The sequence below is a fragment of the Shewanella subflava genome (assembly GCF_025971955.1).
GTDB classification, from domain to species: Bacteria; Pseudomonadota; Gammaproteobacteria; order Enterobacterales; family Shewanellaceae; genus Shewanella; species Shewanella subflava.
In genome coordinates, this window is the sequence record NZ_JAPDMX010000009.1 from 1 (window position 1) to 14254 (window position 14254).

A 14254-nucleotide genomic window follows, 5' to 3' on the forward strand; every position below is an offset into this window, starting at 1 on the left:
TTGGAGCGACATATCGGGTTCGAACCGATGACCTATACCTTGGCAAGGTATCGCTCTACCAACTGAGCTAATGTCGCTGAATCTTTACGCATTTAGTTTAACTGTCAGCTACTGCCGAAGTTCCCCTGAGTGCGGGTTCGCATTTTACCTTTTCTAATTTAAGAGTCAATCAATAAAATAACAATTTAATCTTATTCTTGCTCAACTGCTTTATAAATGTCCATAGTGGTGTAAATCATGGTAGAAAATCTGAAAAAAAATAAAAGCACCCGCAGATGCTTTTATTTACTTGCCACGTTAATAAATTACTTTGGCAATGATAGCGTTGTTAAACCAAGCATCTTTTGCATCACGCCAACAACTTGGCAGCTATAACCAAACTCGTTGTCATACCACACGTATAAAATGGCACGTTTACCATCCGCAATGGTCGCTTGAGAATCAATGACCCCTGCGTAACGTGAACCGACTAAATCACTCGATACAATTTCAGTCGACTCCGTAAAGTCGATTTGATTTTGTAACTCTGATAACAAAGCGATGTCTTTCAAGTACTCGTTTAGTTCATCACGGTTTGTTTCAGCATTTAAATTAACACTGATAATGGCCATTGACACATTTGGCGTAGGCACGCGGATAGCGTTACCCGTTAACTTACCCGCAAGCACTGGTAGCGCTTTAGCAACCGCTTTAGCTGCGCCTGTTTCGGTGATAACCATGTTCAATGGTGCACTTCTACCACGACGGTCAGCACTATGATAATTATCAATCAAGTTTTGATCGTTGGTGTAAGAGTGGATTGTTTCAACATGACCATTCTCGATACCATACTTATCGTTAACCGCTTTCAATACAGGTGTGATCGCATTAGTGGTACAGCTTGCTGCAGAGACAATTAAATCTTCTGCAAGAATATCGTCCTCGTTAACACCGTATACGACATTCTTGATTGCGCCTTTAGCGGGTGCAGTTAATAACACTTTTGAGGCACCAGGACTTTTTAAGTGCAATCCTAAACCGTCTTCATCTTTCCAAATACCGGTATTATCGACAATTAAAGCATCTTTAATACCGTATTTAGTGTAATCCACTTGATCAGGTGAATTCGCATAAATCACTTGAATATAAGTACCGTTGGCGATGATAGCGTTGTTTTCTTCATCCACTTCAACAGAACCATTAAATGGACCATGAACTGAGTCACGGCGTAATAAACTAGCACGCTTCTCTAAATCACCTTTCTTACCACCACGTAACACGATAGCACGTAAACATAACTTATTACTTTTGCCTGTTCTTTCAATTAATAAACGCGCAAGTAAACGTCCAATACGGCCAAAGCCATATAAAACCACATCACGAGCAGGCATATCATCGCCATGGTTGATACCTTGCGCTAATTGATTCGCCATGTAAGCTTCAATTTGGCTTGCATCGTTATGTTCACGCCAGTAGTTAACCGCTAACTTACCGATATCGACTTTGCAGTGCTTAACAGCAAGCTTGCTAAGCGCCTGAATAAATGGGAAACTTTCACGTAGTCTTAATTTTTCACCCACATGACGACGAACCAAACGGTGCGACTTGATGATTTCAATAGTCGATGCGTTTAATAATGGCTTACCGTATACCACAACCTCAACACCTTGGTTACGATATAACTTACCAAGTAGAGGCTGCATTGCCTCTGCCATTTCGAAACGTTCTTGCCAACTTTGTAGATGTTTATCTGCGCTCATGTAGGGTTCCTTTATCTCACTTTTCTTTAATATATTTTTAGAAAGGTTTGAGTAACAAAAAGAAAAGACCAATAATTAGTGTATTGTGGGGAATATCCCCGCTAGGTCGGCGACATTGTAATGAAATTAACCGCATTTCGCCAGTAACAAATTTTCGCTAAATATGTAATTTTATTAGACAAATACCCTAAAGGAGCTAGTTTTGAAGCGAAATCTAGTAATAATTACATCATTTAGTTTTATAAGTGCTTTTTTAGGGCTTTTAGGCTGCGAAAATGACCGAAATATTGATGTGATTTGTAAAAATAATCCTGAACTTTGTGCCGATTTACACAAAGATAGTTGGTGCAGATTCGAAAAAGGTGATCTTGTTCGCCACAGATTAGTACTCAAGAAAGCTGCAACACCTTCGGGACAACAACTGTTTCAACAACTTATTTATCTTGAAAACTACAGTAATTGTATCGAACTCGCTGCTGGTGTTCAGCACATATTAAATCCTCAACGTACCCAAGATAGAGAACGTGCTTTTGCTGTCAGCACTCAAACGTTAAGCGAACTGCGTGAATACACTAAAAACAATACTGATGTTTATCTCGCATATTACCGTTGGTTACGTTTTAACGACAAACCTTCACAAGATATTGTGATTGCGGCTTACGAAAAAAATTCGATCAGCGACCCGCAAATTTTAAATCAACTTGCGGCCTACTATGTCAGAGTTTCCCCCAGCGAGGCCAAACGTATCTACCGTGATTTATTTGCCCAAACGAGTTTTGATAAATTCAATTCTGACTGGTTACTTGGCCTAGCAAGCATTTTTCAACAACAACAAAATTTTGAATACGTTTACTTATTCACTAAAGCAAATACGTTACTCACCGACAATCAGGTTGATGAAAAACAACTTTTAGGCTTGATAGGAGGTAATCAGGTGTTAGCACAGGCATTAGATCGACAAGCGCAAGCTTTGATACTCGATTTGAAAAGTGACAATTTTGCCAATACAGCAAGCGCAACATTGCTTAATAACCCAGAAAATACCCAAGAATAACTTTCATTTTTTTGCTCACAAAAACCACAAAACACGCAAAATGGAAATAAATTACGAAATTTTCGGGTCTAAAAGCACTTTTAGAACCGATTTAGCTTGACGAACCCCACCAATTTGGTAATTTTACAACTAGGCGATTTATCTGCCACCAAATTTATTTTTAACTGAGGGATATGAGATGACTATCCGTGTTGCTATTAACGGCTATGGCCGTATCGGTCGTAATGTGTTACGTGCTTTGTATGAAAGCGAGAAAAACTACCCAATCAAAATCGTTGCTTTAAATGATTTGGGTGATGCTTCAATTAACGCACATTTAACCAAGTATGATTCTGTTCATGGTCGTTTCAACGCCAAAGTTGATCACGATGAAGAAGCGATTTACGTCAATGGTGATAAAATTCTCACTTTTCAAGAACGTGATCCTTCCAAATTACCTTGGGCTGACTTAAACGTTGATGTTGTATTCGAATGTACTGGCATTTTCACTTCAAAAGAATCGGTTCAGCCGCATCTGAATGCAGGCGCGAAGAAAGTCATAATCTCTGCGCCGGGTAAGAATGTCGACGCAACAGTGGTATATGGCGTGAACAACGACGTATTAACAGCAGACATGACTGTGATTTCAAATGCTTCATGTACAACCAACTGTTTAGCTCCTTTTGCTAAGCCATTAAGCGATGAAATTGGTATTGAATCAGGTTTAATGACCACCATTCATGCTTATACCAACGATCAACGTTTATCAGATGTATACCACACTGACTTACGTCGTGCTCGTGCTGCGGCAATGTCAATGATCCCAACTAAAACAGGTGCTGCGGCAGCTGTTGGGTTAGTGGTACCTGAGTTACAAGGTAAATTTGACGGTTTAGCTGTTCGTGTACCAACAGTAAACGTTTCTTTAGTTGATTTAACTTTCTTAGCGTCACGTGACACAACAGTTGAAGAAATCAATGAAATTGTAACCCGCGCTTCTAAACAAGCTCCAATGTCTGAAGTACTGGCCATTAATGAAGAACCTTTAGTGTCTATCGACTTCAACCACAATGCATTCTCTTCAAACTTCGATGCTACACAAACCCGTGTAAATGGTCGTCTTGTCAAAGTTATGTCATGGTATGACAACGAATGGGGTTTCAGTAACCGCATGCTAGATAATGCTGTCGCACTAATGAACGCTAAATAATCATCTGATCGATTAACTTAGCCTCTAGAAAGCCTCGCATAACGCGGGGCTTTTTGTTTTTTATTCGTTTTTCTACCTGGTATCTCGATAACAGCATTAAATTTTTAGACCGTAAAATAATGGTTTACCCTAAACATCTGCGTTAGTGTGCATTTTACTTTCACTATTTCTGATACATAAAAAAACCGACAATAAGTCGGCTTTTATGTTCAGCAAGTATTAACGTTTAAGCATTGCCCTTCACTTTCATGTTCAATGCTTTAGCAAAATCCAACATGCGTGTTAATGGAATAAGTGCTTTTAAACGTAATGCATCATCAACGAAAATTTCATGACCGCTTTTATCCGTATCCGATAAAGAGGCTTCAATGGCTTGTAAACCATTCATCGCCATCCAAGGACAATGAGCACAACTTTTACAGGTTGCACCATTTCCGCCCGTTGGCGCTTCGATTAACGTTTTACCTGGCGCAGCTTGCTGCATTTTGTAAAAAATGCCCCGATCGGTAGCCACAATGAATGTTTGGTTATCCATCGTTTGGGCTGCTTTTATCAACTGACTAGTTGAACCAACCGCATCAGCCATGTTAACTACGCTTGCAGGTGATTCTGGGTGCACCAAAATTGCCGCATCTGGATGTAACTTTTTTAACTCCAGTAATGCGTTAGATTTGAACTCATCATGAACAATACAATCGCCCTGCCACATCAGCATTTCTGCTCCTGTTTGCTTGGCAATATATGACCCTAAGTGACGATCTGGACCCCAAATGATTTTTTTACCCTCTGCATCCAAATGCTCAACAATTTCAAGGGCAATACTTGATGTCACAACCCAATCAGCACGGGCTTTAACCGCCGCAGAGGTATTAGCATACACCACAACTGTGTGATCGGGATGGGCATCACAAAACTCGCTAAACTCCTCAATAGGACATCCTATATCGAGTGAGCATGTGGCTTCTAGGGTCGGCATCAAAATGGTTTTCTCAGGGCTGAGAATTTTTGCTGTTTCGCCCATAAACTTTACACCTGCCACAATTAAGGTTTTAGCAGGATGATCACGACCAAAACGGGCCATTTCTAATGAATCTGAAACACAGCCTCCCGTTTCTTCAGCTAAAGCTTGAATTTCAGGATCGGTATAATAATGCGCCACTAATACGGCATTGTGATCAATCAATAATTGTTTAATACGGGCCTTATAATCCTGCTTTTGTGCATCAGACAAAACAGCAGGTTTAGGCGGAAAAGGATAATCAATTGTTTTAATTTGCGGTGCCGACAAGCTCATAACGGTTCCAATGGTGTGGATCTTGGGCAGAATTATACGAAAACTGACTCGAAAACTAAAGGACGCATTCAGCGTCCTTTATAATTAAACCTATTTACTGTATTCACTCGCTTAACGCATTGCCATCATCATTTCGTGTGGCTGCTCTAAATAGTGTTTCCACAGGTTACAAAAACGGGCAATCGTACCACCATCAATAACTCTATGGTCGCCAGACCAACTCACTTGCATAATCTTACGCGCTTCGACTTCACCTTTGGCATTGAATCGAGGTAAGGTTTGTAATTTTCCTAACGCCACAATTGCCACTTCAGGTTTATTGATGATTGGCGTGGCAACTGTGCCACCTAATGCACCTATGTTTGAAATTGAAATGGTACCTTCTTTCAAATCAGCTGGAGATACACGCCCGCTTCTTGCATCATTCGTCAAACGAGTAATTTCAGCAGCAACATCTAAAATCGATTTTAAATTCACATCTTTCACATTAGGGACTAATAAACCCACTTTTGAATCGACAGCCATACCAATATTATGGCGCGATTTATAGGTGATTTCAGTGCAATCAGCATTCACTTGGCTATTGAGTATCGGAAATTCATTCAATGCCAGTGACATGGCCTTCATAAAAAATGGCATCATGGTGAGTTTAACTTCATCGGATGAATAACGCTGCTTCATGCTTTCACGTAACGCAACCAGTTCTGTTAAATCAAACTCTTCGCAATAGGTAAAATGAGGAATAGTCGAAACAGACTCCACCATCATTCTTGCCATAACCGCTTTAACACCTTTTATCGGTTCAACGCGATCAGTACCTATTGCAACAGACGTTGCCACACTTGTTGAGGCCACAGCACTGCTTACAGCAGGTTCGATTACTGCAATCTTGGCCACTGCGCCTTTTTGGTGACGCTCTACATCTTCCTTGTAAACACGGCCATGTTTACCAGAACCTTGCACTTGGGCAATGTTGATGTCTAACGCCCTAGCTAAACGGCGCACCGCAGGGCTGGCTAATGCTTTACCTTGAACCACAGGTTCGATAGAAGCTGCAGTGCTAGCCACCTGATTAACAACTTGGTGTGTAGATTGAGACACGGAATTAGTTGCAACAACATCACTTTCGACTTCAATCGCAAACAATGGCGAATGAACTTTAGCCAGCTGGCCTTTGCGATAATAATGCTTCACGATTTTACCGGCTTTCATTGCAGGTATTTGAACTAACGCTTTATCTGTCATCACGTCAGCGATGGGTTGGTCTTCAACCACCATTTCACCTTCCGCAACGAGCCAATCGACAAGTTCACATTCAACGATACCTTCACCGATATCCGGTAAAAGAAAATCTTCAACCATCACACCTGAAACAACCGCTGTCGGTGTCACTTCAGCTGCCATTGCATTCACGGCGGTGTCGCTGGAATCTGAAACGCTATCATCAGCCACTTTTACTGCGTACAAAGGCGCATGAACGATTGCGATTTCGCCTTTGGCGTAATAAAGCTTAGTGATCACTCCTGCATAAGGCGCAGGAATTTGCACTAAAGCTTTATCTGTCATCACATCTGCAATGGGCTGATCTTCAACTACTGTGTCACCTTCAGCAACTAACCAGTCCACCAATTCGCATTCAACAACGCCTTCACCGATATCGGGTAAAATAAAATCTTTAATCATGACCACTCCTAAAATGCCATTGTTGCTTTGATAGCTTCAAATGTTTTCAGCTCATCTGGCATATATTCTTTTTCATGAATGAGTGGGTATGGTGTATCTAAACCACAAACTCGGTTGATGGGTGATTCTAGATGCAAGAAACACTCTTGTTGAATCGTGGCGGCAATCTCACCCGCAAAGCCACCGGTTAATGGCGCTTCATGGTTGATGACCAGACGACCCGTTTTCTTCACTGACTTAGCAACGGTATCAATATCCCAAGGAGATAAAGTACGTAAGTCAATTATTTCACAAGAAATGCCCTCTTTCTCAGCCATCACACAAGCTTTTTCAACAATTTCCATCTGTGCGCCCCAAGCAAGCACTGTAATATCAGTCCCTTGCTTGACGACATCTGCTTTACCTAACTCAATTTGATAATCGCCTTCAGGCACTTCGCCAACAGATGCACGATATAATCGTTTAGGTTCAAAGAAAATAACCGGATTAGGGTCGCGAATTGCCGCCAATAATAAGCCTTTGGCTTGTTCAGGATTACGCGGCACGACTACCTTCAAACCCGGTGTTTGAGTAAAATATGCCTCTGGAGATTGCGAATGATAATGTCCACCAGCAATGCCGCCGCCATAAGGGGTACGGAACGTTAATCCGCCCACATTAAATTCATTGCCACTACGGTAGCGAAATTTAGCCGCCTCATTGACGATTTGATCAAATGCAGGAAAGATATAATCCGCAAATTGAATTTCAGCAACAGGCGTCATACCGTGTGATGCTAAACCATTGGCAAATCCGGCAATACCTTGTTCTGTAAGCGGCGTATTAAAACAGCGGTCGCGACCAAACTGCTCTTGTAAGCCTGAAGTTGCACGGAAAACACCGCCAAAATGGCCAACATCTTCCCCAAAAACTACCATGCGCTCATCTGCTTTCATGGCAATTGATAACGCCTCATTGATGGCGTGTAACATATTCATTTGAGCCACGGCTTATAATCTCCCTGCACTTTTCGGATAGGCTTTAGGATATTTGTTGATGTGTTCTTTTAAGTCTTTCAGCTGTTTTTTAAGTACGGCTGTCGGCTTATCCAACACATCTTCAATGATTTCATCCAATCGAGGTACAGGTAGCTTTTCAGCGACTTTAACCGCGGCAAGTACTTCTTCACGATATTGTTCATGGGTTTTAACGTCATCAGCTTCATTTAACCAACCTTTGTTGATTAACCATAATTTGAAACGTTTAACCGGATCATGTTGCTGCCATTTAGCTTCTTCATCTTTAGAGCGGTAACCTGACGGATCGTCAGACGATGAATGAGCACCTAAACGGTAAGTCATGGCTTCAATCAGAACTGGGGCATTATTCTCTAACGCATAAGCTCTGGCTTGCTGAGTCGCGGCTAAAACTGCCAACATATCATTGCCGTCAACACGAATGGTGTGCATACCATAACCCACACCACGACTGGCAATCCCGTTGCCTGCATATTGTTCTTCCGTTGGTGTTGAAATGGCATAGCCATTATTACGACAAAAGAAAATAACCGGTGCTTTAAGTACCGCGGCCATGTTTAGACCTGCGTGAAAATCACCTTCAGAGGCAGCGCCTTCACCAAAATAGCAAATGGTCACATTGCGTTCACCCTTGAGCTTTTGCCCATAAGCAACACCAGTAGCTTGGGGGATTTGCGTAGCTAAAGGAGATGAAATGGTATGGTAATTGAGTGCCTTGCTACCGTAATGGATTGGCATTTGACGGCCTTTACCAAGATCTTTTTCGTTACTGAACATTTGATTCATAAATTGTTCAGTAGTAAATCCTCGGTAACGTAACGCGGCATGTTCACGGTATTGCGCTAAAATCACATCGCCGTCATCTAAGGCTGCTGTGCTACCTATAATCGCGGCTTCTTCACCGGTACAGGTCATATAAAAACTAATACGCCCCTGACGCTGTGCCCCTAACATTCGCTCATCTAATACTCGGGTAAATACGCAAGTATCATAAATTTTTGCGGCTAGATCTTGATCAATAACCGGTAACACAGCATTTTCGTATGTTGTGCCGTCTGCCTGTAAAACGCGCAGAATAGGAATGTGCAATGACGCCTTGTCAAGAAAGCTGACACGATGCACTGTTTCGTTGCTCAGTGTTGCGTTGCTCATAATGTGCTCTTGTTCTTGTGAAGTGCCACCTCAAAGGTAGCAGTCTAATTATAATTCGCCGACAAACATTACGTTAACGTAAACTTCCATACAATAGTTTACTGAACCGAGTTATCAAATCTTAGTCGACAAGCTTGTATATTTTGCTTTACGCCTATTAAAAAGGGTCTAATGTACATCTTCATTAGGTGCAGGAACTAAACACAATACCGTACGCTGACCAATTGGTACCTTAGCATTAGGAAACACAATCGCCTCAAGCTGATGCTCAACTTTAATATCTTGACCGGCTTCAATGGCTAATGATTCACCTTGTTTGAATTGACTAAAGTTTGGTGCATCATTGGCAAAAGTAAATGCAAAGTCTTCAGCATTTTTATTAATAGAGCGTGACACCTTATATAAGTTCAACTTGGAAGGCTGATAAGGTGCCACGGCCACCACATCTTGAGTAATAAGCTGTGTGAGCATGTGCTTGGTGTCTTCAAAACGGCTCATATCATTTTCACCAAAAGGCATGACTTTGCCTAATTCAACCGTGAAGGCATCGGCTTGAAATTGTTCAGACGAATAATAGCTAAATGTGGTGGTCGGTTCATGGTGAAACAATATGGTATCCACACCACACGCTGCCAAAAACATCATTTGTTCGCCGCTATAACTTCTGCCAGGACGATAAGGGTAAATTGCAAATTTTTCATGTTTGGATGCGCGGATCGCGGTATGCAAATCATAATGAATGCGCTGGGCACCTGCCTGACCTTGATTAAAAAAATCTGCCACATACTGCTCTAACGCTTTTGCTCTTACTCGTTCAGCATTGACTAAACCTTGTCCTTTAGAGTGAGCACCACTGAATAAACGATTCATGTTTTCTTCAACAAAGCGGGTTTTATTCAATATGGCTGGCGGATTACCAATTAAAAACAGCACACGGTGTTGGCTAATCATGGTTTCACTAAGTAATGATTTAATTAATTGGTTACAAATTTCGATTGGTGCAGTTTCATTACCGTGAATTGCGCATGACAAAACAATGTCTTTTGGTGATTGTGCCGTTGAATTAAGTGGCGTGAAAACAATCACTCCGGTATCAAGTATGTCAACTTGAGTATGATTACCTAAATGAAAATGGTATTGCTGCGGCAGAGAAAGCGGGCTTTCTAGGGTGAAAGCTAAAAAATCTCGAGTTTCCATAAGCGGTGAAGTCAATTTACGCTCCTTGCTGTTGTTATTATTTTGGTATTTACTTGTTTTTCCTGAGCTGAATTCTACCACATGCTAGAACAATTTAAATTGTTAGCCTAAAAACTCCTGTTTATCAAAAACTCTACTTGCATATCGTCTTAAACCTTATCACAATTACAGCCATCTAGACTTCTATAATTGAAAAGGGTATGTCATGGCGTTAGCAACATTTGGTGCCGGTTGTTTTTGGGGTGTTGAATATTTTTTCCGCGAAATAAAAGGCGTTAGTCACGCGACATGCGGCTATATGGGTGGTAAAGATAGTGCGATAACCTATGAAGAAGTCAAAACGGGTACCACTGGGCATGCCGAAGTTGTCCAAGTCGAGTTTGATGAAAACATTGTCAGTTATGATGATCTATTGGATGTATTTTGGAAAAATCACAATCCAACTCAGCTAAATATGCAGGGAGGGGATATTGGTAAGTACTATTTTCTTCCATGATAAGCAGCAAAAAGCACAGGCTGAAGCATCTAAGCTTGCGTTTGCCAGAAGCGGACGCTGGGGAATGCGTCATATTGTGACTGAAATCGTGCCTTTACAGACTTTTCATATCGCTGAAGATTATCATCAGAATTATCTTGAGAAAAATAATCTCCCTTCTTGTCATATCGCGTATTAAATTTTTAGGTGTCAGGTGACTTTTCGCACTGACACCATTTATTGACACACTAGATTAGCCCAATCGACTATCAATCTGACTTGTGGCCTTTACCCGCTTTGGTAAATTCCCTACAATCTTAGCCAATTGCATCATGCATCATGCATCAAATTGGAGAATTAAAATGAGTGAAGCTCGTCATAGTAACCTATTAATTTTAGGTTCTGGCCCAGCGGGTTATACCGCAGCGGTATATGCTGCGCGTGCAAACCTAAAACCTGTGATGATTACGGGTATGCAGCAAGGTGGTCAATTAACCACCACAACTGAAGTTGAAAACTGGCCAGGCGATGCAGAAGACTTAACGGGTCCAGCATTAATGGAGCGTATGCAAAAGCATGCCGAGAAGTTTGATACTGAGATTCTTTTTGACCATATTAACGAAGTGACCTTAACTGAACGTCCTTTTCGTTTAAAGGGTGATAATGGCGAATACACATGTGATGCATTAATTATTGCCACAGGTGCATCTGCTAAGTATTTAGGTCTACCTTCAGAAGAAGCTTTCATGGGGCGCGGCGTTTCTGCTTGTGCCACTTGTGACGGTTTTTTCTATCGTAACCAAAAAGTTGCCGTGATCGGTGGAGGCAACACCGCCGTTGAAGAAGCACTTTATCTCAGCAATATTGCCTCAGAAGTTCACCTAATCCACCGTCGTGATTCTTTCCGCTCTGAAAAAATCTTGATCGACCGTTTGATGGATAAAGTTGCTAATGGCAACATTATTCTTCATTTAGACCAAACACTGGAAGAAGTGGTTGGTAACGAGATGGGTGTAACCGGGCTTAAAAAGAAAAGCACCAAAGATGGCTCGATTACTGATTTAGAAGTCGCTGGTGTTTTCGTTGCTATTGGTCATAGTCCTAATACTGGTATTTTTGAAGGTCAGCTTGAAATGAACCACGGTTACTTAAAGGTAAATAGCGGTTTACAAGGCAATGCGACACAAACCAGCATTGAAGGCATTTATGCTTGTGGCGATGTAATGGATCAACATTATCGTCAAGCGATTACTTCAGCGGGTACAGGTTGTATGGCCGCATTAGACGCTGAGCGTTATCTTGATGCTAAAAAGTAATTAAATGACTTTTTAATAAAAATGCCAATCAATCGATTGGCATTTTTTTTAAGCATAATAAAAACATTTAACATTGAAACCCGTTACTTATCTTGGAGGTATGGCTCTTTAACTCAAAATACAAGCTGTGTTATACAAACCCTATCGCAATATTTAGTCTACTGTAATTCAAATTTTGCGCTGGTAAAACACTACCTGTTGGTTATCTGGCACATCTGGATGAGGTGCTTTTTTAACGAAGGACATTCCCAATTTAGTCATAATATTAATTGAAGCATGATTGTCTTCATCTGCAATTGCGCTTAAGGCGTTGACTTCTGAATGGCTAGCGACAAAATCAGCCACCGCTCTGGCAGCTTCGGTACCAATGCCCTGCCCCCAAGCTATCTTCTTAAAACGCCAACCCAATTCAATATCATTAACATGAGGAGAATCAGTAAAAAAGAACATCGGACGCACTAAAATCCAACCGAGATATTGTCCTGCTAATGTTTCAGGGATCCCTTTAACGGCTTTTGGATACACCTTCCATAAACCATATCCCTTAACCGGATCATGATAACGTCTTAAGCGTGGCATGAAATATTGCTCAATTTGTTCCATGGTGGTTTTATGGCCGCCATTGATAAAACGCATCACAGCTTCATCTTGATCAAGCTCAAACAGTAAACCTTGCTCTTCAAGTGTCATTTGTATCAGCTGAAGCCGAGTTGTTTCTAAAATGCGAGGCTCTGCCATAACTGCTAATCCTAGTGTTGATGATCTTCGACTTTATAAACACAGTATAAATGTAAGTATTTTGTTCTCATTTGACACACAAGTTTACACATTGAAATAACACCGAGACAACAATTAGATTAATATAACCTTAAATTACGCCATGATTGGATTGCATCTCATGGCAAAATAATTGCTAACACAATGATAAAAGAGGAAGTGTCGTGGCGACGAGAAAACAAATCATATTACCCATAGTCGTTTTAGGACTTGGCGTGGGTGCTTTAGTCGGGATATCGGCATTAAAAAAGCCTCCAGAAGAAAAGCCTGCATTAGATACCACCCCATTAGTCTCAGTTGAAGCCATTGAATATCAACCAATGACATTCAGTGTATCCTCTTATGGTGTGGTGCAACCCAAATACAATACCGATCTTGTGTCACAAGTTAATGGTGAAATTACATATTTATCAGATACCTTTGTTAAAGGTGGTTTTGTCAAAGCTGGTGAAATATTGGCAAAAATTGATGCCAGTGATTACGAGTCAGACTTACTCGATGCCCAAGCCAATATCGCCTCAGCACAAGCTTCATTGGTACAAGAGCGAGCAAATGCTAAGGTCGCTGAAAAAGAATGGGCTCAAATCAGTAATGGCACGCCTACCGATTTAAGTTTACGTAAACCACAGTTAGCCCAAGAAATTGCACGCCTAAAAAGTGCCGAGGCTGGCCTACACCGCGCAGAAAGAAACTTAGAAAGAACCATTATTCGCGCGCCCTACGATTCGTTAGTTTCAAGCAGAGAAATTGGTTTAGGCTCTTATGTCAGCAAAGGCTCACCTATTGGTGGGTTACTAAGTACTGATGTAGCCGAGGTCCGTCTTCCGCTAGCCGATAAAGAGATTCAATATTTAGACGCAAAAGGCTTACATGCCACGGTTGCCTTAGTGGGCAGTTTTGCCGGCAGCAAACAAGCATGGCAAGGCAAAATAGTTCGCAGTGAAGGCGTGGTTGATAATAAAAGCCGTATGACCTATTTAGTGGCTGAAGTCATTGACCCATACGGCTTAAAATCAGAAAAGCGTGAACTGCGTTTTGGCACCTATGTTACTGCAAACATTAATGGTGCCAACGCTGGCGAAGTTGCTATTGTTCCACGCCACCTAATTGTTAATGGCCAAGTTGCCATTATGGATGATGAACAAAAATTGCGTTACAAAGACGTGACAATGCTTCGTCAAGAAGGCTCTAAGGTAGTGATATCTGAAGGGCTTGAAGACGGTATGCAACTCATCACCTCCGCACTCGATTATCCGGTGGAAGGCATGAAGCTTGCGCTTCCTGCAGATAAGTTATTGCAAAAAGAGCCGCAAACTGACAGCGAACCGCAGACGGAACTGGCAATGGGATCTGAGGACTAAT

Annotated in this window: 11 protein-coding genes, 1 tRNA gene and 1 pseudogene; 5 read left to right on the top strand and 8 right to left on the bottom strand. The window is 41.5% G+C overall.

The window, feature by feature from the left end:
* Window position 1: 1 nt before the first annotated feature.
* Both OHT75_RS05475 and OHT75_RS05480 read right to left on the bottom strand, forming a co-directional pair.
* Window positions 2–77: transfer RNA gene (locus OHT75_RS05475), tRNA-Gly, on the bottom strand.
* 228 nt (window positions 78–305) lie between these two features.
* Window positions 306–1739, bottom strand: coding sequence for a glyceraldehyde-3-phosphate dehydrogenase (locus OHT75_RS05480; RefSeq protein WP_264725457.1), 1434 nt, complete (start codon window positions 1737–1739; stop codon window positions 306–308).
* A gap of 202 nt (window positions 1740–1941) precedes the next feature.
* Between OHT75_RS05480 and OHT75_RS05485 the strand changes: the two genes are divergently transcribed.
* Entirely contained in the window at window positions 1942–2793 is an 852-nt protein-coding gene (locus OHT75_RS05485) for a DUF2989 domain-containing protein (RefSeq protein ID WP_264725458.1), read from the top strand.
* Window positions 2794–2971: 178 nt separating this feature from the next.
* Window positions 2972–3982 (top strand): type I glyceraldehyde-3-phosphate dehydrogenase, encoded by a 1011-nt coding sequence (gap, locus tag OHT75_RS05490; RefSeq protein ID WP_264725459.1) that lies wholly within the window; start codon window positions 2972–2974, stop codon window positions 3980–3982.
* 226 nt (window positions 3983–4208) lie between these two features.
* Here gap and nadA read toward each other — a convergent pair whose 3' ends face one another.
* The 5 genes from nadA to astE form a co-directional block, all read right to left on the bottom strand.
* Window positions 4209–5276, bottom strand: coding sequence for a quinolinate synthase NadA (gene nadA, locus OHT75_RS05495; RefSeq protein ID WP_264725460.1), 1068 nt, complete (start codon window positions 5274–5276; stop codon window positions 4209–4211).
* 111 nt (window positions 5277–5387) lie between these two features.
* Window positions 5388–6959: a dihydrolipoyllysine-residue acetyltransferase gene (locus tag OHT75_RS05500; protein ID WP_264725461.1), complete on the bottom strand. Its 1572-nt coding sequence runs from the start codon at window positions 6957–6959 to the stop codon at window positions 5388–5390.
* Window positions 6960–6967: 8 nt separating this feature from the next.
* A complete protein-coding gene (locus OHT75_RS05505; RefSeq protein WP_264725462.1) occupies window positions 6968–7945 on the bottom strand; it encodes an alpha-ketoacid dehydrogenase subunit beta in 978 nt (325 codons plus the stop codon).
* 3 nt (window positions 7946–7948) lie between these two features.
* Window positions 7949–9127, bottom strand: a complete 1179-nt coding sequence (locus OHT75_RS05510) for a thiamine pyrophosphate-dependent dehydrogenase E1 component subunit alpha (RefSeq protein ID WP_264725463.1) — start codon at window positions 9125–9127, stop codon at window positions 7949–7951.
* Window positions 9128–9295: 168 nt separating this feature from the next.
* A complete protein-coding gene (gene astE, locus OHT75_RS05515) occupies window positions 9296–10339 on the bottom strand; it encodes a succinylglutamate desuccinylase (protein ID WP_264725464.1) in 1044 nt (347 codons plus the stop codon).
* Window positions 10340–10529: 190 nt separating this feature from the next.
* On the opposite strand from astE, the pseudogene msrA reads away from it, so the two are divergent.
* Window positions 10530–10998 (top strand): annotated as a pseudogene (gene msrA, locus OHT75_RS05520) (peptide-methionine (S)-S-oxide reductase MsrA).
* Between the two features lie 163 nt (window positions 10999–11161).
* On the top strand, window positions 11162–12115 hold the full coding sequence (trxB, locus tag OHT75_RS05525) for a thioredoxin-disulfide reductase (RefSeq protein WP_264725465.1): 954 nt from the start codon (window positions 11162–11164) through the stop codon (window positions 12113–12115).
* 168 nt (window positions 12116–12283) lie between these two features.
* Here trxB and OHT75_RS05530 read toward each other — a convergent pair whose 3' ends face one another.
* Window positions 12284–12853, bottom strand: a complete 570-nt coding sequence (locus OHT75_RS05530) for a GNAT family N-acetyltransferase (protein ID WP_264725466.1) — start codon at window positions 12851–12853, stop codon at window positions 12284–12286.
* A gap of 203 nt (window positions 12854–13056) precedes the next feature.
* Between OHT75_RS05530 and OHT75_RS05535 the strand changes: the two genes are divergently transcribed.
* Window positions 13057–14253 carry an efflux RND transporter periplasmic adaptor subunit gene (locus OHT75_RS05535; protein WP_264725467.1) on the top strand — a complete coding sequence of 399 codons (1197 nt, stop codon included), beginning with the start codon at window positions 13057–13059 and terminating at the stop codon, window positions 14251–14253.
* Window position 14254 lies beyond the last annotated feature (1 nt).